At 50.9% G+C, this 20,523-nt stretch carries 22 protein-coding genes; 19 read left to right on the forward strand and 3 right to left on the reverse strand.

Annotated elements, in window-relative coordinates; translation table 11 throughout:
- Window positions 1-168: 168 nt before the first annotated feature.
- From traD to ABVM99_RS08045, 18 genes are all read left to right on the forward strand, one after another.
- Complete coding sequence (traD, locus tag ABVM99_RS07960; protein WP_058800542.1) at window positions 169-2,280, forward strand: type IV conjugative transfer system coupling protein TraD; 2,112 nt, start codon at window positions 169-171, stop codon at window positions 2,278-2,280.
- Window positions 2,267-3,028: a TIGR03747 family integrating conjugative element membrane protein gene (locus tag ABVM99_RS07965; RefSeq protein WP_058799632.1), complete on the forward strand. Its 762-nt coding sequence runs from the start codon at window positions 2,267-2,269 to the stop codon at window positions 3,026-3,028. Before traD ends, ABVM99_RS07965 begins: the two co-directional genes overlap by 14 nt.
- Before the next feature lie 192 nt (window positions 3,029-3,220).
- Window positions 3,221-3,547 (forward strand): RAQPRD family integrative conjugative element protein, encoded by a 327-nt coding sequence (locus ABVM99_RS07970; RefSeq protein WP_058799631.1) that lies wholly within the window; start codon window positions 3,221-3,223, stop codon window positions 3,545-3,547.
- A complete protein-coding gene (locus tag ABVM99_RS07975; protein ID WP_001251235.1) occupies window positions 3,538-3,783 on the forward strand; it encodes a TIGR03758 family integrating conjugative element protein in 246 nt (81 codons plus the stop codon). The genes ABVM99_RS07970 and ABVM99_RS07975 overlap by 10 nt, the downstream gene beginning before the upstream one ends.
- A 12-nt stretch (window positions 3,784-3,795) precedes the next feature.
- Window positions 3,796-4,161 (forward strand): TIGR03745 family integrating conjugative element membrane protein, encoded by a 366-nt coding sequence (locus ABVM99_RS07980; protein ID WP_058799630.1) that lies wholly within the window; start codon window positions 3,796-3,798, stop codon window positions 4,159-4,161.
- 9 nt (window positions 4,162-4,170) lie between these two features.
- Window positions 4,171-4,551 carry a TIGR03750 family conjugal transfer protein gene (locus ABVM99_RS07985; protein WP_000268263.1) on the forward strand — a complete coding sequence of 127 codons (381 nt, stop codon included), beginning with the start codon at window positions 4,171-4,173 and terminating at the stop codon, window positions 4,549-4,551.
- A complete protein-coding gene (locus ABVM99_RS07990) occupies window positions 4,548-5,207 on the forward strand; it encodes a PFL_4703 family integrating conjugative element protein (RefSeq protein ID WP_000086096.1) in 660 nt (219 codons plus the stop codon). The genes ABVM99_RS07985 and ABVM99_RS07990 overlap by 4 nt, the downstream gene beginning before the upstream one ends.
- Complete coding sequence (locus tag ABVM99_RS07995) at window positions 5,204-6,103, forward strand: TIGR03749 family integrating conjugative element protein (RefSeq protein WP_058799629.1); 900 nt, start codon at window positions 5,204-5,206, stop codon at window positions 6,101-6,103. Before ABVM99_RS07990 ends, ABVM99_RS07995 begins: the two co-directional genes overlap by 4 nt.
- Window positions 6,100-7,626: a TIGR03752 family integrating conjugative element protein gene (locus tag ABVM99_RS08000; protein WP_058799628.1), complete on the forward strand. Its 1,527-nt coding sequence runs from the start codon at window positions 6,100-6,102 to the stop codon at window positions 7,624-7,626. The genes ABVM99_RS07995 and ABVM99_RS08000 overlap by 4 nt, the downstream gene beginning before the upstream one ends.
- Window positions 7,627-7,637: 11 nt before the next feature.
- Window positions 7,638-7,901, forward strand: coding sequence for a hypothetical protein (locus tag ABVM99_RS08005; protein WP_305955352.1), 264 nt, complete (start codon window positions 7,638-7,640; stop codon window positions 7,899-7,901).
- Complete coding sequence (locus ABVM99_RS08010; RefSeq protein WP_000926982.1) at window positions 7,885-8,301, forward strand: TIGR03751 family conjugal transfer lipoprotein; 417 nt, start codon at window positions 7,885-7,887, stop codon at window positions 8,299-8,301. Before ABVM99_RS08005 ends, ABVM99_RS08010 begins: the two co-directional genes overlap by 17 nt.
- Window positions 8,301-11,117, forward strand: coding sequence for a conjugative transfer ATPase (locus tag ABVM99_RS08015; protein ID WP_058799627.1), 2,817 nt, complete (start codon window positions 8,301-8,303; stop codon window positions 11,115-11,117). Before ABVM99_RS08010 ends, ABVM99_RS08015 begins: the two co-directional genes overlap by 1 nt.
- Complete coding sequence (locus ABVM99_RS08020) at window positions 11,114-11,521, forward strand: hypothetical protein (RefSeq protein ID WP_000737122.1); 408 nt, start codon at window positions 11,114-11,116, stop codon at window positions 11,519-11,521. The genes ABVM99_RS08015 and ABVM99_RS08020 overlap by 4 nt, the downstream gene beginning before the upstream one ends.
- Window positions 11,522-11,787: 266 nt before the next feature.
- Window positions 11,788-12,195 (forward strand): TIGR03757 family integrating conjugative element protein, encoded by a 408-nt coding sequence (locus ABVM99_RS08025; RefSeq protein ID WP_032676590.1) that lies wholly within the window; start codon window positions 11,788-11,790, stop codon window positions 12,193-12,195.
- Window positions 12,192-13,163, forward strand: coding sequence for a TIGR03756 family integrating conjugative element protein (locus tag ABVM99_RS08030; RefSeq protein ID WP_058799626.1), 972 nt, complete (start codon window positions 12,192-12,194; stop codon window positions 13,161-13,163). Before ABVM99_RS08025 ends, ABVM99_RS08030 begins: the two co-directional genes overlap by 4 nt.
- 11 nt (window positions 13,164-13,174) lie before the next feature.
- A complete protein-coding gene (locus tag ABVM99_RS08035) occupies window positions 13,175-14,569 on the forward strand; it encodes an integrating conjugative element protein (RefSeq protein WP_058799625.1) in 1,395 nt (464 codons plus the stop codon).
- A 1-nt stretch (window position 14,570) separates the two neighbouring features.
- A complete protein-coding gene (locus tag ABVM99_RS08040) occupies window positions 14,571-14,909 on the forward strand; it encodes a hypothetical protein (protein WP_058799624.1) in 339 nt (112 codons plus the stop codon).
- Between the two features lie 10 nt (window positions 14,910-14,919).
- On the forward strand, window positions 14,920-16,464 hold the full coding sequence (locus ABVM99_RS08045; protein WP_058799623.1) for a conjugal transfer protein TraG N-terminal domain-containing protein: 1,545 nt from the start codon (window positions 14,920-14,922) through the stop codon (window positions 16,462-16,464).
- A 44-nt stretch (window positions 16,465-16,508) separates the two neighbouring features.
- On the opposite strand, the gene ABVM99_RS08050 is transcribed toward ABVM99_RS08045, so the two are convergent.
- Window positions 16,509-16,784 carry a hypothetical protein gene (locus tag ABVM99_RS08050; RefSeq protein ID WP_007849143.1) on the reverse strand — a complete coding sequence of 92 codons (276 nt, stop codon included), beginning with the start codon at window positions 16,782-16,784 and terminating at the stop codon, window positions 16,509-16,511.
- A gap of 746 nt (window positions 16,785-17,530) precedes the next feature.
- Here ABVM99_RS08050 and ABVM99_RS08055 point away from each other — a divergent pair.
- The gene (locus ABVM99_RS08055) at window positions 17,531-19,357 is read left to right on the forward strand and encodes an AAA family ATPase (protein ID WP_058799622.1); all 1,827 of its coding nucleotides are present in this window, start codon (window positions 17,531-17,533) and stop codon (window positions 19,355-19,357) included.
- Between the two features lie 166 nt (window positions 19,358-19,523).
- Here ABVM99_RS08055 and ABVM99_RS08060 read toward each other — a convergent pair whose 3' ends face one another.
- Window positions 19,524-19,796, reverse strand: a complete 273-nt coding sequence (locus ABVM99_RS08060; RefSeq protein ID WP_223195297.1) for a DUF305 domain-containing protein — start codon at window positions 19,794-19,796, stop codon at window positions 19,524-19,526.
- A gap of 226 nt (window positions 19,797-20,022) precedes the next feature.
- A complete protein-coding gene (gene silE / locus ABVM99_RS08065) occupies window positions 20,023-20,454 on the reverse strand; it encodes a silver-binding protein SilE (protein WP_006785880.1) in 432 nt (143 codons plus the stop codon).
- Window positions 20,455-20,523: the final 69 nt, after the last annotated feature.

Here is a 20,523-nt window from a genome sequence, read left to right on the forward strand (position 1 = left end):
TTTCCGGATTTTCATATTCCGGTCTGTAATGATTTCTTTGCTGATGTTTGGGTTATTTCTTTTCTTTTATTTATTTCTAGCCGTATTCCACAAGGCCACAGATTCTGCTCATTTATTCCTCAAACTCAATGATAAAACTTTTGCTCTGTTCCAGGGGAGGGCTTTTATATGAGCGACAAGTACGTGATGGAATCCCTCCTTCGCCCGGCGGTTGAACTGTATTCCGCTGCGGCGGCGGGTAGCGCAACCTTTATTTGCCTTACGGCCCCCTGGGCTGTCGCGCTCGCACCATCGGTCAGTTGGGTGACCGCCGCGGGGTTTGGTGTACTGGCGCTGAAGCGTACATCTGAGGGGATGAAAATACTCCGTTACCGCCAAAACATTCGCCGTTTGCCCCGATATGTACTGACCAGCGAGCAGATCCCCGTCAGCCAGCGGCACTTGTTCCTTGGCAAGGGCTTCCAGTGGTCTCCCCGCCATACGCAGCGTCTTCTGGAAGCGAGGCGTCCGGAGTGTGAGGTCTACGTACAACCTTCTGTTATTTATCGCCTGGCACGCGATCTGGAAAAAAAGATGGAGTACAGCTTGCCGTGGTTGTGCAGGCTGACACGAACTGATTCGGCGCTCAACCCGTTTCGCCCGTTGCCTCCTGTAGGAGGAAGCCCCATTTACCATGGTGTGGAACTGGATGAAACTACGGTCACCTATGATCTCGGAGAACGTGTAGGGCATACACTGGTTATCGGCACCACACGAGTCGGTAAAACCCGGCTTGCTGAGTTAATTATCACACAGGATATTCGCCGTAAAAACGCTGCAGGCGAGCATGAAGTTGTCATCGTGTTTGACCCGAAAGGAGATGCCGATCTGTTGAGGCGAATGTATGCCGAGGCACACCGTGCTGGTCGTCAGGATAACTTCTGGGTGTTCCACCTCGGATGGCCAGATATAAGCGCTCGCTACAATGCCGTTGGACGGTTCAGCCGTATCTCGGAAGTAGCATCACGAGTTGCAGGACAGCTCTCCGGAGAGGGCAATTCTGCTGCATTTCGGGAATTTGCCTGGCGATTTGTCAATATTATTACCCGTGCGCTGGTCGCACTTGGCCAGCGTCCTGATTACGGTCTCATACTGCGTTACGTGACAAACATAGGTGAACTGTACGAAACCTATGTTGAGAATATGCTGAGTGAAAAGGCACCACAGTTGCTGAGTACAGTCGAAGCGCTGTTAGGTAGCGGTATAAGCGAGAAGGATCTGCCGCGTCACATGCAGGGCAGGCCTAATGGCATGAATATCTGGGCTATTGAGCAGGTACTGGCCAGCGAAGAAGGAAAAAAACTGTGGGACCCGGTGCTGGATGGGCTACGTAGCGCTGTGCAATATGATCGAACGTATTTCGACAAAATTGTTGCGTCACTGCTGCCGCTGCTTGAAAAGCTTACAACTGGTAAAACGGCCGCATTGCTGGCACCTGACTATACGGACCTGAACGATCCGAGACCGATCCTGGACTGGCATAACATTATAAAATCGCGCGGCGTGGTTTATATCGGCCTCGATGCACTATCCGACCCTGTTGTCGCAGCAGCAGTCGGCAACAGCATGTTCGCTGATCTCGTTTCCGAAGGTGGACACATCTATAAATTCGGTCTCGGTGATGAGGATGGTAGAAAAAGTTCGAAAGTGGCGATAAATCTTCACTGTGACGAGTTTAACGAGTTAATGGGTGATGAGTTTATTCCTCTCATCAACAAAGGGGGTGGTGCGGGCTTCCAGGTGACTGCATACACGCAGACTCTTTCGGACATCGAGGCCCGTATAGGCAGCAGTGCTAAAGCGAATCAGGTAGTGGGGAACTTCAACTCATTGATAATGCTCCGTGTGCGTGAAAAAAACACTGCCATGCTCCTGACCGACCAATTACCGGAAGTTGACGTCTACCAGAAAACCCTTACATCGGGTGTCACTGACGTATCCCGGCCGGGAGAGGGTACTGATTTTAACAGTAACGTTCAGGACCAGGTCAGTCTGGTTAAAGTCCCGATGCTCAACCCTTCAGACGTTATCAACCTGCCGAAAGGGCAGGCATTTGCCCTGCTTGAAGGAGGGCGCCTGTGGAAAATCAGGATGCCGTTGCCGGCTGATAACGACGATCCTTACATGCCCGCGAGCCTGAAGCAGCTGGCTGACAACATGGAGCAGAATTACCGAACTGGAGAATCCTGGTGGACAGGCGGTGATGCGGCATATTCGGGGGGGCAAAATGTCTCAGCATGACAGAGATACTGCCAATCGCAGTTCGCCATCCCGACAGAAACAATCCGGACCATTCGGCATGTTGCTCTGGGATTTGCCTGTCAGTTTAATTGGCATTCTGCTGGGGTCGCTTCTGGTTAGCCTGCTGATCGAATATGCCTGCATTGCCTTACTCTGGCCTGACGAAGGTGCTTCACACAGCTACCGGGTGATGGTTGCAGAAAGCCACTGGTTGTCGGAAGGGTACACGCGGAGTTTACTGATGGCAGCGCCGGTTGAGACGATTTCGCGGTGGGTACATACCGCCTGGAACTGGTTGTTTGTCGATAGCGGATTCAGCCATTGGCTTCAATCATTCAGGGAAACTGGTCAGAAGGGGACTGGAGTTATCCCAACGATAAACCGGTTCGGTGACTCACTAATCGGCTGGCTTGGGGAGTACCTGCAAGCTACGCTCTGGGTAACTCTGATTTTCTTCATCAGGGTGATGATCCTTTTCCTGAGTCTGCCGCTGTTCGGCCTGGTGATTATCACCGGCATAGTTGAAGGGCTGGTCCGTCGAGATTTGCGTCGTTACGGAGCTGGATATGAATCGAGCTTTGTCTACCATCACGCCAAACGTTTTATTAAACCCGCACTTTACGGCCCCTGCATGTTGTATCTGGCCTGGCCGACTGCTGTCTGGCCAAATCTCCTGTTGCTGCCATCAGCATTATTTCTTGGCGGTGTTCTGGCCATCGTCACGGCGTCCTTTAAAAAATACCTATAGCCCAGGAAGTAGCTGTTTCGGGAATTCCCCGGAGCCCGCTTGATGTCGCGGGCTTTTTTTTTGAAGGTTCATCTGTATTAACCGGCTCACTTTGTGGCATTTAATTTTCTGACCTTCATAAATATTTTCCTGCTGCCAGCATGTCCTGTTTGCGTCAATCTCCCGACGACAAGTTATTAGGGAGAGTCGCAAATGCGTCACACCACAATCATCCTGGCAATGTTATTGCCCGTTCTGCCGGTGCTGACCTGCCAGGCGTCAGAAAAAGATGAGCTGGCACTCGTGATGCGCCAGCTGGATCAGGTTCAGGCTGGCCTTGATCGCGCCCGCGTCGTAGCCAATCAGAATCAGGACGCTCGCTTTTATTTCGACTATCAGCAGGCAACCCGTGACATCTCAACGATGAGGCAGGGCATATCCACTTATCTCGAGCCGTCGCGCGCGCAGCCAACAGCACCCTCCACTTTATCCACTTTAGTCACCGGGCAGTACCGTGCTGAGGAGCCCTCATGGCGATGAATGGCTCTCAGCTAAATGGATGGAGTGCGGGCACCGGAAGCAGCCTCACGCCCGGGCAACTGAACCTCTTGATCCTCGGTACGCTCGCCATCGTCGTTCTCCTTTTCAGCGCATGGGCACTGGTGCAGGCCTACCGTGGCCTGGTCAGTAAATCAGTGACGTTCAGGCAGTTCAATGAGCTGCTAATTCGACTGATTGTGCTTTATCTGCTGACCCTGTTTCTGTTTTTCCACTGAAAGGATGACTCAATGAAATTCACTTTCTTCAGGCATTTTCGTTCTGCCTATTCCCGTGCGGGATATTTGTTGTTTACCGGTCTCTTAACTGCAAGTCAGGCTATGGCAGACTTGCCAGCTGTTGAACAGCCAACATCTGGAGGCGGTGGCGGAACCTACAACACCGTTATGGGCTACATCAAAATGGGGGCACTTGCGATAGGGCTTCTCGTATGTGTCGGTGCTTTTTTTGCCGTAGCGCATGCCGTGATTACCGCATTTCACGATATCCGTCGTGGTAAGGGGGAATGGACTCAGTTCCTGGTCTATCTGGTTGTCGGCATCATCCTCATCCTTTTGGTTATTTACCTCGCAACTAAAGCTTCAGATATCCTGTAAGGAGCCCATATGGCCGTCATTGATTTCCTCCCTGACAGACTGAACAACCCCCCCGTGGTCTGGAAAGGGTTCACATCCGGGGAGTTTGTGCTGGCGGCCGTCATCGGTGTTATTGCCGGTATCCCTCTGGCAATACCGTTAGCTCTGGTTCCTTTTGTCGGATGGCTGGCTTTTCCGACGTGCATGCTGCTGATGCCGCTGTTGGTCATTTTTTTTGGCGGCAACTGGATTGCCAGCTACAAGCGCGGTAAGCCAGAAAATTATATCTGGCAACGTCTGGAGGAATTGCGCTGCCGTGCACGTATGTCCCGAACCATGATTCTGGATAGCAGGGCGTGGGAACTTAAACGAACGAAACCTGTTCCGTTGATGCGCGGAGGGAAAGTATGAGTCGTTTTCGTAACGGTATAACCGCCCGCGATAATCATATTATTTCGCTACGTATCGCTTGTGTTTTGCTGGCTCTGGGACTGTTCGTCACCAGTCTGGGATGGATGCGAGCGCCCTCGGAACTGACAATTCACAACCCACCCGACCTGCGTTCCGGCAGCACCCGAAAATGGTGGGAGGTCCCGCCATCTACGGTTTACAGTTTTGCTTTTTACATTTTTCAGCAACTGAATTCCTGGCCGAAAAATGGGGAAGCTGACTACACAGCCAAAATTGCCCAAATGAGCCCGTATTTGACGCCGTCCTGTCAGGATTTTCTCAATAAGGACGCCGAGATGCGCAAGAATAATGACGAGCTGCGCGATCGTGTACGCGTGGTATACGAAATCCCCCGTCGTGGTTACAGCAACCGCAGCGTGACCATCATTGATGAAGATCATTGGGTGGTACGGCTGGACCTGGTAGCTGACGAATATTTCCATACCGAACCCGTTAAGCGTGCCCTGGCGCGTTATCCAATGAAAGTGGTTCGCTGGGAAGGTGACCCAGAGCGAAATCCGTTTGGGCTGGCACTGGATTGCTATGACAGCGCGCCACAAAGACTTGAGGCGATCTCCTTGCCTGAGCCAGAACAAAAGTCGGGAGCATTCAATTGAAAAAATTCTCAGTGATCCTGCTGACCCTGGTACTGGTCTCAGCCGGAGCTCGTGCTGTTGAGCTTATGAAATGGGAACGGATACCTTTGCAGATTCCCCTGACTGTAGGGCAGGAGCGAATCGTTTTTGTAAACAAAAACGTGCGAGTGGGGTTTCCGCCCGCACTCAACGACAAGCTGCGTATTCAAAGCTCCGGAGGTGTAGTTTATCTCGATGCGAAAGAAGCCTTTCCGGTGACGAGACTGGAACTTCAGAACAAGGAAAACGGGGAAATACTTCTACTTGATGTTTCTGCTGCCCCCGGTAAAACCACGCGGGAACCTGTCAAAATTGTCTACGACGGAGAAGTGGCTACCGCTTCGGCGACCGATAAACAGACGGTCAGCAGTGATGGGGACAGTGCCGGCCGTCAGTCGTCGGCAGAGGCAAAGGCAGAAAGCCGGAGGCCCTCAAAACTCAATGCGCCGCTGCCCGTTGTCCTGACTCGTTATGCCGCACAGAACATGTATGGACCGTTGAGAACGGTAGAGCCCGTACCGGGAGTAAGTCCGGTTTCACTGAAGCTTCCCCCCCGGATCACCACACTTATGCCCTCTGAGTCCGTCAGCGTCACGCCGATGGCTGCCTGGAGTCTGCAGGGCAGCAGTGTAATTGCGCTGCAGGTGCGTAACCGATCAGCAGTAAAGGTCATCCTCGACCCTCGTTCGCTGCAAGGTCAGTTTACTACTGCGACTTTCCAGCACCGTTGGCTGGGGCGTGCCGGTACACCGGAAGACACGACAGTTCTATATCTGGTTACTACAGGACGTCCCGAAAGTGCCTTTATTGCTGAACAGCGTTTACCCGAATCTGAAGGAAAGGAGAGTAAGCGGAGTAACCGAGGAGCGCATAAATGAAAAAGCCTGCTTCAAACCTGCTTGTGAAAATTGCTGTTCCCGTCGTAGTGGTGGGCGCCATCATGATTGGGGTTAAATCCTGTACAGATAAAAACGATAAAAATGAAGCAGGCCAGAAAACCTCTAATGTCGCCCTTAAGGATCTGACACCAGAAGATCTCAAAGCGCTGGGTGTGGAAGGTGACACAGCGCAGGATACTTTGCGTACCCTGGTTGGTAGTTATCGTAAGGTTCAGGGGCGGCTTGACAGCCTTGAAAGCGATAATAAAACGCTTGCTGATGAAAATAAGGAGCTGAAAAAAAACAATACCAATGTTGATCAGCAAATCAGCCAGGCTGTGGGGCAAGTTCGTTCCGAAGAGGCCCAAAAACGTGCACAACTGAGTTCTCAGGTCACTGATCTGAGCTCGCAGGTGAACCAACTTCTTGATCAACTCAAAAATGGGTCCTCCGGCTTAACGGCAGGAAATAAAGGTAACGCTGCAGGCAGCGATATTCCTGTGGGACTGGGTTATGACAATGGTCTGACCGGAGGCGCGGGAAATATATCCCAAACAGATGGCAACGGGTTGCAATGGGTTGAGCCGAAAGATGGTATTGCCACGGATGCGAACGGTCGACCTGTCTCAGATAAAAACAGTAATAACGCGACTGGTTTTTCTTTTGCCACCTCCTTTGGCGCTGCAGGTGATGCAGCCAGGCAGGCAACGTCAGCAGTAAGTACAACGGTCCAGAACAACATTCCCGGATCTGAAAAAAATGCCGCCCCTGTTTATACCCTTCCGGAAAACTCCACGCTTGTGGGCAGTCGGGCCATGACCGCTCTGTTGGGACGTATTCCCATTGATGGCAAGGTGACTGACCCTTACCCGTTCAAAGTGATGATCGGAAAAGACAACCTGACGGCAAATGGCATTGAATTACCTGATGTACAGGGGGCGATCGTTTCAGGAACCGCAACGGGGGACTGGACGCTTTCCTGCGTGCGTGGCGCCATAACCAGCATCACTTTTGTTTTTACTGATGGCACTGTTCGTACGCTTCCTTCACCTGAGGGGCAAGGCAGTAATGGTGGTAATCAGAACAGCCAGGGTGGGAATAACAGCAGTATTGGCTGGTTGTCAGATGACAACGGCATTCCATGCATTTCGGGTACCCGAAAATCAAACGCTTCTACTTATCTGCCAACCATTGCCGCACTTGCAGCTGCCAGCGCAGCTGGTGATGCCGTGGCCGAAAACCAGAATACCAGCCAGACCAATGGCTATGGTGGTGTGACGTCAACGCTGACGGGGGATGCCGGTCAGGCAGTGTTGAGTAAGGCGTTATCCGGCGGTATGCGTGAGACCGTTGACTGGGTTAAAGCGCGATATGGTCAGACGTTTGACGCGATCTATGTACCGCCTGGACAAAAAGTGGCTTTACATATCACTCGTCAGCTGGCGATTGATTATGAAGAAAAAGGCCGCAAGGTGAAATATGACGATTTCAGCCTCGCTGGTAGCAGCACGGGCATGGACTGATGGGGATAAAAATGCAGAACAATAAAAACCTCGAATATCGGGTGGACTATATACCACTGGGTGGCCGTCTCTTTGCCGGTTTTGTCAGGTGTGATAATGGCAAATGGGAAGGTAGCAGGCATGAAGTCACCGAACAGGCCCTGCTCGCTGTCGGAAAGAAGCTTCTGAGCGAGGGTAATGGAATGCAGATGCAACTGCCTGATGGGCGAGTGTTTCGTCTGTCAGCTGTCATCAGTGATTCGGATGAAGCGGAGGTGCATGTTGCTCAGTTTTAATCATCTGGCCACCATTATGTTGGTCGTTGTACCGCTTGCCCTCTCGGGTTGCAGTACGTCAAAAGAGGAAATGTTGCCGCCTGGCGACAGCACCATGCTTGAATTATGGAACGATGGTGCATCGGCAACTCATGCTACCAACGAGAGCAGAACAACACTTCGCCGGCCAGTTACAGACAGCGAACGTGAGATCAATCAGCAGGTCAGTAACAGCTACAGCCGCACCCAGGAAAATGAAATTCAGCAGACGTTTCCGCGTCTGCCAAATCCTGACATGGTCATGTATGTTTTCCCGCATCTGGCTGGCGGGAACACGCCGGTTCCAGGCTACAGCACCGTCTTTCCTTTCTACAGCCAGGTACAGTATGCGTTGCCTGGTGAGCGAACGGAGGATCTCTGATGGCTTTCCCTCTATTTAGCCGACGTCGAGCGTCTCAGGATGCTCATCAGTACGGTAACGGTCCGTTTTCCGTCAGTGGGTATGAACCGCTTACCCGGGAAGGGCAGCTGACTCATTCAGATGAAGCGCGTCTGTATTCCACGGCACCTTCCATTATCGATCATGTTCCCTGGGGCGAGTATTTGCCAGAGCATGAATGTATTCTGCTTGACGATGGCGTATCCGTTGGGGCCGTGTATGAGATTATCCCTGTGGGCACTGAAGGACGCCCGGAAACACGTCTGGACGAGATCTGCAATATTGCTGAGAACGCCCTACAGGACAGTCTCCCTGAACTGGATGATCATCAATGGGTGGTACAGTTTTTCTGCCAGGATGACTCTGATCTCTCTACTTATATGGATACTATCAGAGGCTATGTCAGGCCAAGAGCTCAGGGAACCGAATTCACTAAAGCCTGGCTGGCGGAACAGGAGCGCCACCTTGAAAATGTGGCGGTGGAACAGGGGCTGTTTGTAGACGAGGCTGTCACAGGGGCCGCCTGGAGAGGGCAAATTCGCAGAACGCGCATGGTGGTTTACCGTTGGGTCGAGACGCCATATCGTGACCCCATGCCACCGGAGGTGCTGCTGAAACAGGTCTGCGATCGTCTGACTGCAGCACTGAGCGGTGCCGGTATCCGGTGCGAAAAGCAGAACGGCGAGCAAATCCATAGTTGGCTGTTGCGTTGGTTCAACCCGGCGCCGGCGTGGGTCGATAAGAAAACATTGTATCGTTGCGCAAAACACTCCGATCATGCACCGGGTGATCTGCCTCTTCTGAATGATTTCAGCGAAAGCCTCTGGTTTACCCGTCCGCGAAGTGATGCCGAAAGCGGTGTGTGGTGGTTTGATGATGTGGCACATAAAGCTGTTCCGGTTGCCCGCCTGCGTACTGCACCTTCCACCGGTCATCTGACGGGGGAGGTTAAACGTGGTGATAATGTGAATGCCATTATGGATCTGCTTCCGGAAGGGACAGTTCTGGCCATGACCCTGGTGGTTCAGCCTCAGGACAAACTCGAAGAAAGTTTTGCGAGCCTGAGCCGCAATTCAATGGGGGAGAATGTTGATTCCCTGCGTGCTCGTGAAGACGCTGCTACAGCGCGTAATTTCCTGGGAAACAAACACAAACTTTACCGTGCGGCTATCACACTGCTTATCAAGGCTCAGGATAAGGAAACACTCGATAAACGGTATCTTGATCTCAGCAGTAAATTACTGAACTGTGGGATGGAACCGATAAATCCAGAACACGATATTGGTCCTCTCAGCAGTTATATGCGTGCGTTACCCATGTGCTTTAACCCTCAAATGGATAAACACAACTGGTACACGCGCCTTATGTTTGTACAGCATTTTGCATGTCTCGCCCCTATTTATGGTCGTGACACCGGTACCGGTCACCCGGGGCTTACGTTCTGGAATCGTGGTGGTGGCCCCCTGTCCGTAGATCCACTTAATAAAAATGACCGTACCCAGAATGCACACCTGCTGCTGTTCGGGCCAACAGGTGCCGGTAAATCTGCCACTGCGCTCGATAAACTGGCTCAGATGGTGGCTATCTACCGCCCCCGTATATTTTTGCTGGAAGCGGGTAACAGCTTCGGTCTGTTTGGCGATTACTGTAATTCGCTGGGGCTCTCAGTGCACCGTGTCAGTATCAAGCCTGGTAAGGTTATTTCACTTGCTCCGTTTGGCGATTCACATCTGCTCATGCAGGCGAAACCTGAGACGCTAGTGACAAGCGAAGAGGCCCTCCCTGACATTGATGAAGATGATGAGGACAAGGACGAAGAACGTGACATTCTGGGTGAAATGGAGATTGCAGCGCGGTTGATGATCACCGGTGGTGAAGCAGCAGAAGAGGAGCGAATGACACGCGCCGACCGCGGTATGATTCGTGAGGCGATACTCATTGCGGCTCGTAAAGCGTTTGACGAAAACCGCCAGATGTTACCGGAAGATTTAATGTTCTCGCTTGAGAACATTGCCCGCGATGTCAGCATGGGAGAAGACGGCCGCGAGAAACGCACGCCAGCGCGACGTGCGCGAGCTGAAGAGATGGCAGAAGCATTACGCATGTTTACCGAAGGTTTTGAAGGGGAGTTGTTTAACCGTCCGGGCGCGCAATGGCCAGAGGCAGACGTGACTATTGTTGATTTAGGTACGCTGGCGCGTGAAGGCTATGAAGCTCAGATGGCCGTTGCTGTCATCTCGCTGCTTAATACGATTAACAATATCGCAGAAAGGGAACAGTTCAGCGATCGGGATATCATTGTGCCAATCGACGAAGCGCATATTGTAACTGCTAACCCGCTGTTGGGCCCGTATGCAACCAAAATTGTCAAAATGTGGCGTAAGCTCGGATCATGGCTATGGTTGTTCACACAGAACCTGGAGGATTTCCCTGACACTGCGAAAAAAATGCTCAATATGGCGGAGTGGTGGATATGCCTCGTTATGCCACCTGATGAAGTTGAACAAATAGCGCGATTTAAGACGCTCACAGAAGAGCAGAAGGCGATGCTGTTGTCCGCGACAAAACTTCCGAGAAAATACACAGAGGGAGTTATTTTGTCCCGTAAGGTACAGGCGTTGTTTCGTGCGGTCCCCCCCAGTTTGTACCTGGCGCTGGGAATGACTGAAAAAGAGGAAAAAGCCGAAAGACGGGCCATTATGAATGAATTAAATTGCTCGGAGCTTGAGGCCGCATTTCACGTTGCGCGCCGCCTCGATGAGAAACGTGGCATTGGTACTATTCAGGGGACAATATGAAAAAACTGACTATGGCGACGCCGATCGTTGTACCGGACAAGGCTTTTATTGCCTCTGTTATTTTTACCGTTCCGCCACAGGGTTCTGCCTCAGTCGGTGTGGCTGACAGTGAGTCGATTAAGCATCTGCAAGGGGAGATCGTTAAGAGACTGGAGCAGCCTGTATTGCTGTCGGTCTATCCTCACCGGGTTGGCCGGCGCAGCTGCGTTGCAGTCCACCTCAGCGACGTGCATGAGAAAACCCTGGATATCCTGATAACTGTTACCGGCAATACACTCTGGCCAGCAGAACAGGAGTACCGGTCGGGTATCCGATGGAATATCTGTGTACCCGATGCAACCGATATGCTCTGGGTTCTTAAGGAAATCGACAGGGTGACCTGTGACACCGGATGTGACTTATAACCCTCCGACCTTGCCAGACAGCGGTGTGTTTTCCGCTGTCTGGTAAGGGGGGAGGCTGCGGGTGCGGGCGGCAAAGAGCCCGCGTGTATTAAAGTTCCTGCATTTAAAAAATGACATTTCCAGCGATCTGAGATTTATGCTGACGTACAGATGATGAATTACCAGGGCAAGATTAATTATCATTTTTCACGTCAGAATTAATTACTGACCCCTCCTTAAAGAGAACGCACCCTGAATAGGTTTTTCACACTCAGGGAGTGTTTTTCATGAAAATGCCATTTTGCTGCCTGGCAGCACTGTTCCTTTCCGTCGGTGCCAGTGCCGGCACAGTGATATATACCGACTCCTCTCATGCCATAGCAGCAAATCCTGGTCCGGATGTCTCCGTTGTTGAGCTCGATGCGCCCGAACGTGCACAGGCGGACATTTTCGGTCAGTTATCTGCCGATCCCGTTCTTGCAGAACAACGTGCCCGGGCAGTGATCTCTTCCCCGAATTTCCGGCAGCAGCAACAACAACTGGCGGAAGCTTATGCGGGTGTCACTCATGCCTGGTCCCTCGGCCTGGAAAAATACCCGGCTGTGGTTTTTGATGACGTCTTTGTTGTCTACGGTACGACTGATGTCAACGAGGCAACCCGTCAGCTCGCTGCCTGGAAGGAGAAGAACCGATGAAATCTTTCTCCTTCCGCCCACGTCGACTGGCGATCGCCACATTGCTGGTTTGTTCCGGCACCATGGCCAGCGTCAATACAGCGAATCTTCTGGCCAGCGCGGCAAGTACAGACTGTATCAGCTGGCGTGTCAGTGGTATCTGCTACTGGTTATTGTGTACCCCATTTGGTTGCACGGTGAAAACCTCGGTGAAAGTGACACATTTCATTCCGGAGGCTGTGGTATCGGCTTACCTCAACCCCGGAGATAACCCCTGGACTGAAATGTCCACAGTTAGTAACGCCGCCAGCGGTGCTGAAGGTTCTCTGCTGGAAAGTGTGACGGGCGTGAGTACGGGGGGCGGTCGTCAGGAGATGAAAGCTCCCGGGGAACGTAAGCAGAACCTGCATTTCTATTACGGCGACGCCTATGGCCATCCAGCAACAAAAGTCATTGGCGGTATGGTGCCGGGCTATTCATGCGACAGTGCTGCCACTCCTTTCATGCCATATTTCAACAGCTCACTGGATGCTCTGGTCTGGCGAACGGGTGTCCCGGAGACCCTTTATCCCGAAGCACTCATCCCCGGGCAACGAGAAATCGGGGAAACCACATCCGGCAATATGTGGGGGAACGTTTATCCACGTAGCGGGTTTGTCACCCAGATAGACAGTTACAAATCAGCAGCGGTTGTAGTTCAGCGTGTCGCTGACGTCATTACCCGCTCCGGCCAGCTCCACGTCTACAACCCCCTTACGGGACAGAAGTCCCCGGGTTACTGGCCACCCGAGCCGGTAAAAGAAAATACCGGCACGAAAAACCACAAATGGCAGCGACTTTCGCCTCAGTTGTCCCAGACCTGTGCAGTGTTTCCCGACACCAATGGCCAGATTGCCCAGGACGGTAACTATGCCTGGGCATTGTGGCAACCGTACAGCTGCTGCAAACGTCGCGGCCAGACGTTCCTTTCCAGCACCGATTTCTCATAAAGGTTCAGAACATGAAAAAAGCAGGACTTTTACTGATTTTTGCCTCGCTGCCGGCAATGGCAGCTGATATCTCTTTGTCTTCATCGGGGGCGTCAGTTAGCGGTAACGCTATCAGCGATGGGCTCTTTTATTCTATTGGTGGCGGTTCGGTTATTTCACCCCCGCCTAGTCGTAACAATATGTCCAGGATAGGCATTAATGGTGGCCTTAGCAGTGATCTGATGTGTGGCAATTTCGACATCAAAACAACCGTTGGCAACCAGCTGAATGGTATTACCAGCGGGTTTAAGGATCTGATGGGGAATGTGATTCAGGGGGCGACCGGTGCTGTCATGAGTATGCCGGCAATGGCTATTCAGCGCGCAAACCCCGGGCTGTATGAAATGCTCACCAATGGCGTTCTGCAGGCCGGTTTGAGCTTTGATAAAGCGATGTTGAACTGTCAGAGCATGTCGAAGAAGCTGGCTGATTATACCATTGGCAATAAATGGCAGCAGGTAGCTGTCTCTGAAGAGTACAAAGATATTGTGGCCACAAGTGGCGGCGATGCGGTTTCCAGCGACCAGAAACTGCAAAAAGCAACTGGAGAGGAAGGTGTGACGTGGGTTGGTGGGCAGAAAAGAGGCGGCAAGGGGCAGCCCGCAATTCAGCCCACTCGGGATCTGGCCAAAGCTGGTTATAACATGATGAATAATTTGCCAGTGACCAGTAACAGCAGCGTCGGCTCCTCGATCTGCAATGGTACCGCATGCCAACGTTATAAATCTTCTGAAGAGGCCGCAGCGGCCGTTGTTAAAGTGCTTGGTGATCGCTCCATCAGGACTTGCCGGGAAACCAGTGAATGTACCAGTGGTGGAACCGATAACCAGCCGGGCAGTGCTGTCGCTGGTACTGGCTTTTCTCCCATCCTTGAGGATGCCACGAAAGAGAATCTGGAGCAGCTTAGTAAGCTGATTAGTGGTGAACTGCAGCCCACCACTGATAACCTTTCCGCACTGAAAACCGGCAGTCTGGTTGTCACCCGCGGGGTAATTCAGGCATTACGTGACGATCCGGACAAAGCGGCCCTGGTTCAGCGGCTTGCCGGCGAACTGGCGATGTCCGATACCGTTGAAACCGCGCTAACAATGCGCAGGATGCTCACCACCGGTGAATCCGAACCTAATGCTGCAGAGCAGCCGGAAGCCATTGCTGAGGGTGATCGCCGCATCGATGCCCTCGATCGCGAGCTGACGGCGCTGCGTAATGAGATGGAGTTACGCAAATCTATAAGCAATAACAGCCTGCTGACGGCACTGGAGCGGCAGGGGACAAGGAATCAGGATAACCGTCTGCAGCAGAAAGCCGGTAACGAGGACCAGGGCTTCAGCCAGATGGGCCAGTCTCAGTCTTCCGGAGCAAACTGATATGAGACTTTACCCGTTCAGCGGCCATATTGGCCGCATTCTCCTTATGGTGCTGCTCATTCTGTTGATGACGGCCTGCATGTTTGCTATCGCAGCGGTATTTATGGCTTACGACCCTGATGGCCACATCACACGGCGCTGGTTGCATGACAGCCGATGGGGACTGTTTGCCTGGCGACTGGTTCTTTATGGCTGCCTTATTACCGCCTGGATATTGAAGGTACGCCCACAGGCATTAATCCGCTGGCCGGATGGGCGTCCGCGTCTTGTGCGTATGGAACTGATGGGGGTGTTGTTCCTGGTAGCCACGGAATATGTGGCCTGGACAAGCGCTGTGTAAGGAGAGGACGATGACCGCAAACAGTTTTCTGGAATATTTTCTCGTTCTCTTTGGCTGGGTAATGAACAATGCCATGTGGAGCATTCTCAGCAATACGGGCCTTTTTGCATTGCCACTGGTGGTCAGGGTTCTTGGCGTCTGGCTGAAAGTGAGGGAGGAGGGGGCTGACGAGGGGAACAAAGGGCTTCTTGCCCTTCCGCGAATCGAACATGCACTGTATGTGTCTTATCTTGTGATGCTCTTTTGCTGCATTCCACTGTTGCCGGTGGATATCAGCACGATCAAGTTCGACAGTTCGCGCGCTAAACAGTGCGGCGTCAGTGTGCCGACCCCACAGAATTCTGGCTACAAGGGGCTCGTTAATGATTTTGACGGTCGCACGGCCGAGGTTCCAGTATGGTGGTATCTCCTGCATATGATGTCGAAGGGCACAACGCAGGCAATGATTGCGTCAATCCCATGCGGTACGAATTTGCGACAGATGCGTTTTGACGTTCAGAACACGAAACTGCGTGATCCTGTGTTGCTGCAGGAGGTCCAGGAATTTGCAGATCAATGTTACTCGAGAGCATATTTCAGACTGAAAAACAGCAACAGTCAGCTCAGTGATGCCACCATCAACTCCGTGGGCTGGATAGGTAGCAGCTACTTCCTGAATACTTCCGGATATTATGACTACTACACGGCTATGACGCCACGTAGCCAGTGGCCTTACAACAGCAGCCGGGACAGTGGCTATCCGGATACTGGTGCAGGTGGATATCCAACATGTAAGACGTGGTGGTCCGATGGTACTTCCGGGCTTCGCAAACGAGTTCTGGCCAGCTTTAGTGATAACACACGTAAGGAGATGCAGCGCCAGTTCTCCGGACAGCAGTGGGAAGAAATCGCCCTACGCTGGCTTGTCAGCCCACGTAACGCAGATCTGTCCGGGGGCGGTACCACTTATGCTGTTGGCAGTAGCGATACAACCACCGGAGTAGTTGGTAATCTTACACGCCTTACCTCGTCTATTGGTGTAGGACTGAAACAGGCCGAGGCGTTACCTGGTTTTGATGCAATGAAGCAGGCACTGCCGATGATCCAGGCATTATTGCTGATGATGATAATCACGGTCATTCCTGCGTTAATGATGTTCAGCGCCTACGATCCGAAAACCATTTTTACTATCTCGTTCGCATTATTCGCTCTTCAGTTCATTACGTTCTGGTGGGAATTGGCAGGCTGGCTTGATGACAGATTGATCACCATCCTCTATGACAATATGGCTGAGCAGGGGATTGCAAACAGCTCGGTGCCTTTCGCGGCTTTCTTTAGTTCAACGGCTGATGGATGGATTATGAACCTGGTACTGGGGATGATGTACCTGGTCTTTCCGATGTTTTGGGTTGGTATGCTGAGTTGGGCTGGAGCCCAATTAGGTTCAATGGCAAGCATGATTAGTAACTCTGCAAAAATGCCAATGCAAGCTGGTTCTGAAGCAGGAAAACAAGCACAAGGAATAGCTATTGATGCAGCTTCAGGTGGTATCAAAGGTGGAATAAAAAAGGCCTAAGTAAGTTATATTTCAAAACGAAAACGGTGGTTATTACCACCGTTTTATTTAAAATCTTCTTTGCGTTCCCAGCTATACCAAAGCCACGGCCTATTTTTTCTGAATTCGGTATCATCATAATTTTTCGGCGCTTTAGAAACTGCAGATGCTACAAAATTCAGTACACTACTCCCCAATGAATTGGTTGCGCTTGTTAGTGCAATTGGCTCAGGTTTTTTCCGCTTCAGCTTGGATTCATCACAAACGATATTGCGGCGTTTTGTGGTGAAGCGCGCAAATGTGCTGCTCAGGTCATCTTTATTGAAACTGTCCTCGCTCATGGTAACGACTCCTCATTTCGTCTAATAAATAAGCTACTAAATATCCACTATACGCGCAAATTTTTTAGCGCTATTTAAGCCGCATATTCTTGTTTCAGGTTTTTAGAAAACCGACCGTTCCGTGGGGGGCAGGCGTAGCGCCTCCCGTACCTGATCGACCATGTCTATGAAATCCTCTTCCTTCTGCAGGAAAAAAAAGCCTGATGTACCTTAAACAGGGTCGCCAGATCGCGGCGTTCCGCCTCGATAAAGAGTGCAAACGCCAGGGATGGCCAGCCTGCTCTCGTTGCTGCTGGATTGTTCTCGTGTTGTTTAACTCCAGATCCGAAAAATGGAGTTTTTGGATCCAGAACAGCAAAGTGCGTGATATTTCCTGTTAATGCAAATATATATGTAATTTATATTAAATAATGTTAACAATGCCGAATAAGCATTAGTCAGAGATTATTATTAACAATTTATGCAATAAACGCCTTCATGCCCGCTCCGGATATAAAAGAACGTCACCAAAAGCGTCCTCCGGCCGTCGGATGCTGGGACGCCAGCTTCGTCACCTATACCAGCCCTGGACAGTTTCGGGTGATTGACAGGGCAGTAATGTTCAGTAAGCGCGACTGGATCATAATCCCGGAATGCCATTAGGATATTCTGAATAACGATATAGCCCTGCACGTGGGCAGGACTTAACAAAATATACATTGTATTCAGGTTCCGGTAACAATGCTTTCTTACACACAGGACTGTATATGCGGCTCAGAAAATTAAAACTGAAAAACTTCAGAGGCTACAGAAATACCACAGAAATCATTATCGATGAGTGCATGACGGGCATTGTCGGCCGAAATGACTTCGGGAAATCAACGCTTCTGGAAGCGCTGGCTATTTTTTTTGAAACAGAAGGAATGAAGGCAGACAAGAATGACATGAACTGTTTCAGCCTGAGAGAAGGGGAGGGCCGTTTTGAAATAGCCTGTGAATTCGATGAATTACCCGATTTTATCATGATCGATGACAGGGTGCAGACCACTCTTGCCTTCGAACATCTGCTGAATAAAGACGGCAATTTTGAAATCGTCAAATCGTTTAAAGCAACGACCTCAGGAAAACCGGAGCAGACCTGCATCCGCTGCATCCACCCGGATGAGGAACCCCTGAGAAATTTACTGGGCATGAAAATTTCCGACCTCAGGGCGGCGGGAAAAGATGTGGAAAAAAATGTGGCAGATAAACGCACTGCATCGTTATGGCGTCAGGCCATCAGGGAAGCCGCAGCCCCCTATACCTGTTCGGAAATTCTGCTGGATGTCGATAAAGAGTTCGGAACCGATACAAAATCATTATGGGGTAAGATCCTCGACTTGCTGCCCACGTATGCGATTTTCAAAGCCGACAGGGAAAGCAGCGACGGGGATTCCGAAGCCAAAAACCCCTTACAGCAGGCCGTAAAAGACGCTCAGGCTGGGCTGCAGGACAAAATTACAGCGCTGGAAAATGAGATTCAGGACAGTGTACTTGATGTCGCACAGAGAACGCTGGATAAATTACGTGAAATGGCACCCGAACTCGCCAGTGAACTAACTCCACGATTTAAGGAGAAACCCAAGTGGACCTTCAATTTCACCCTTGATGGGGAAAATGGTATCCCCATCAATAAGCGAGGTAGTGGGATAAGAAGGCTTATCTTGCTGAATTTTTTCAGGGCTGAGGCTGAGAAGAATGTTGCGGGGACGCCCAGAAATGTGATTTATGCCATAGAGGAGCCTGAAACTTCACAGCATCCGAACTATCAGATGATGCTGATGAAAGCGTTACTGGCACTGGCAGGCCAGCCGCACCGTCAAATTATCGTCACCACCCATGTCCCGGCGCTGGCCGGATTGATCCCTGTCGAAGGCGTACGTTATGTCACCAGAAATGAGACGGGTGAACCCGTTGTAAAAATGCCGGATGACGATGTGCTGAAGGAAGCAACTGAAAGCCTGGGGGTGTTGCCAGAGACTGGTATGGAAAGGGCTAAAGGCATTGTTCTGGTAGAAGGAAAGTCGGATGTCACTTTCCTGAGGCATGCGGCCAGTTCATTTAAACAATCAGGTGTGCTGCCAGCCTCTCTTGAGGACGTGAAAATTGTGCCAGTCCTCATAGGAGGATGCGGGAGCGTCAAACACTGGGTTACCTTAAATCTGGCCAACGATCTGGGGCTTCCCTGGTGCGTATTTCTGGACTCCGATATTGGGGGAGACCCTGCACAGGTTCTGTCCATTCAGAAACGTAAACAAGAAGTGGAGGAAGCCGGTAAGGTATTCTTCGCCACGCGCAAACGTGAAATAGAGAACTATCTCTGCCCGGATCTGATCGAAGAAATTACCGGTGTAGCAGTCACGTTTACGGACACCTGTGACGCTAAAAAAATAATCGGCCGGGCTGTGGGAATGAAACCCGATAATGTGCTTGATAAATTCTGGCCCCAGATGACAGCGGAAAGAATAATCTCAAGATCAACCTATCATGACGGAACGCAGGAAAGAATTGAACTGATTGAGATCCTGAGCGACATTATTTCCATGACGAGATAATGTGTTAAAATAATCGCAGCTGCATATATTCCGGTCCACAGCAAAGGACCGGAGTATAGAATATAAAAAACCCGAAATTAATCGGGTTTTAATTATTTAACGTTTAACAGGATCCCGTGCCCGGGAGTGATTTAAAATTACGCTTATCATGGCGTTTTTGCAATCTTTATTTTTGACTGCCAAGCCATTTATTCATCTGCTCGATTTCACCTTTCTGAGCTTTAATGATGTCCTGCGCAAGCTTTCTCATTTCGGGATCTTTTCCGTATTTAAGCTCGGTCTCAGCCATTGCTATTGCTCCTTCATGGTGTGCGATCATACCTTTTGCAAAGGCCTTATCGGGATCGGGCTCATTAACGGCGGCCATCATTTTTTCATGCATGTCTTTCATGCCAGCCATATATTCCTGTGACGATGCCGATGAGTGCATATCTGACATTTACATTTCCGAATGTTCGGCAGAAATTGCTGGCAGGGATAACATTAATATAACAAAAAGGGTGTTTTTGATTTTCATTTAATAAATCCTTTTCAGGTAGGTACCGGTTAATTGTAGCTGAGTCATATAAAAAAGCCCCCTGATGGGGGCAAAAATGTCACAACATATCCGGTTAAGGAATAATCTATCAAGGAAAGGGTAAAAAGCACGGATACTACAGTCGCATTCAGCCTACATTGATCATGCGGCGGTGCGCTTCGGCCATGGCCTGATGTGGGCCGGACTGACCGTTATTCATGAATTCATGGGCAACCGCTGCTCTTTCATGCTCATCCATCGCCGCGTAAGACGTTGAAGGGACGGTCGTGGATACTGTGTTATTTCCCATCATCTTCTGATGACTTTCCACCATTTTCTGGTGCGCATCTGCCGATCCGTTCGTCATGGTTTCATGAGCAATAATGGCCTGTTCATGCTGGTCCATACCGGTCATACGGGGAGCAGTCCCCTGGATCCCGACAGGAGCCGCAGCAGACTGCATCTGGTGAGCAGGGGCCTGTGCATTGTTGACGCGCTCATGGATATTCACGGTTTCAGTGGCCCAGGCCGAAGAAATTAAACCAAAGCCCAGCAAAGATGCTAATACGATATTTTTCATGATAACTCTCCATTTCTCAATTAATGATGTCCGGGGAAGTACAACCGGTGTTTTCAGTTTCATAACTTA

The sequence above is a fragment of the Salmonella sp. SJTUF15591 genome (genome assembly GCF_043356435.1).
Classification (GTDB): Bacteria; Pseudomonadota; Gammaproteobacteria; order Enterobacterales; family Enterobacteriaceae; genus Salmonella; species Salmonella enterica.

What these genes read in the sequence shown, in the direction of transcription:
- traD (WP_058800542.1), top strand. Translation starts at nt 169, where the DNA reads ATGAGCGACAAGTACGTGATGGAATCCCTCCTTCGCCCGGCGGTTGAA.
- ABVM99_RS07965 (WP_058799632.1), top strand. Translation starts at nt 2,267, where the DNA reads ATGTCTCAGCATGACAGAGATACTGCCAATCGCAGTTCGCCATCCCGA.
- ABVM99_RS07970 (WP_058799631.1), top strand. Translation starts at nt 3,221, where the DNA reads ATGCGTCACACCACAATCATCCTGGCAATGTTATTGCCCGTTCTGCCG.
- ABVM99_RS07975 (WP_001251235.1), top strand. Translation starts at nt 3,538, where the DNA reads ATGGCGATGAATGGCTCTCAGCTAAATGGATGGAGTGCGGGCACCGGA.
- ABVM99_RS07980 (WP_058799630.1), top strand. Translation starts at nt 3,796, where the DNA reads ATGAAATTCACTTTCTTCAGGCATTTTCGTTCTGCCTATTCCCGTGCG.
- ABVM99_RS07985 (WP_000268263.1), top strand. Translation starts at nt 4,171, where the DNA reads ATGGCCGTCATTGATTTCCTCCCTGACAGACTGAACAACCCCCCCGTG.
- ABVM99_RS07990 (WP_000086096.1), top strand. Translation starts at nt 4,548, where the DNA reads ATGAGTCGTTTTCGTAACGGTATAACCGCCCGCGATAATCATATTATT.
- ABVM99_RS08000 (WP_058799628.1), top strand. Translation starts at nt 6,100, where the DNA reads ATGAAAAAGCCTGCTTCAAACCTGCTTGTGAAAATTGCTGTTCCCGTC.
- ABVM99_RS08005 (WP_305955352.1), top strand. Translation starts at nt 7,638, where the DNA reads ATGCAGAACAATAAAAACCTCGAATATCGGGTGGACTATATACCACTG.
- ABVM99_RS08010 (WP_000926982.1), top strand. Translation starts at nt 7,885, where the DNA reads ATGTTGCTCAGTTTTAATCATCTGGCCACCATTATGTTGGTCGTTGTA.
- ABVM99_RS08015 (WP_058799627.1), top strand. Translation starts at nt 8,301, where the DNA reads ATGGCTTTCCCTCTATTTAGCCGACGTCGAGCGTCTCAGGATGCTCAT.
- ABVM99_RS08020 (WP_000737122.1), top strand. Translation starts at nt 11,114, where the DNA reads ATGAAAAAACTGACTATGGCGACGCCGATCGTTGTACCGGACAAGGCT.
- ABVM99_RS08025 (WP_032676590.1), top strand. Translation starts at nt 11,788, where the DNA reads ATGAAAATGCCATTTTGCTGCCTGGCAGCACTGTTCCTTTCCGTCGGT.
- ABVM99_RS08030 (WP_058799626.1), top strand. Translation starts at nt 12,192, where the DNA reads ATGAAATCTTTCTCCTTCCGCCCACGTCGACTGGCGATCGCCACATTG.
- ABVM99_RS08035 (WP_058799625.1), top strand. Translation starts at nt 13,175, where the DNA reads ATGAAAAAAGCAGGACTTTTACTGATTTTTGCCTCGCTGCCGGCAATG.
- ABVM99_RS08040 (WP_058799624.1), top strand. Translation starts at nt 14,571, where the DNA reads ATGAGACTTTACCCGTTCAGCGGCCATATTGGCCGCATTCTCCTTATG.
- ABVM99_RS08045 (WP_058799623.1), top strand. Translation starts at nt 14,920, where the DNA reads ATGACCGCAAACAGTTTTCTGGAATATTTTCTCGTTCTCTTTGGCTGG.
- ABVM99_RS08050 (WP_007849143.1), bottom strand. Translation starts at nt 16,784, where the DNA reads ATGAGCGAGGACAGTTTCAATAAAGATGACCTGAGCAGCACATTTGCG.
- ABVM99_RS08055 (WP_058799622.1), top strand. Translation starts at nt 17,531, where the DNA reads ATGCGGCTCAGAAAATTAAAACTGAAAAACTTCAGAGGCTACAGAAAT.
- ABVM99_RS08060 (WP_223195297.1), bottom strand. Translation starts at nt 19,796, where the DNA reads ATGTCAGATATGCACTCATCGGCATCGTCACAGGAATATATGGCTGGC.
- silE (WP_006785880.1), bottom strand. Translation starts at nt 20,454, where the DNA reads ATGAAAAATATCGTATTAGCATCTTTGCTGGGCTTTGGTTTAATTTCT.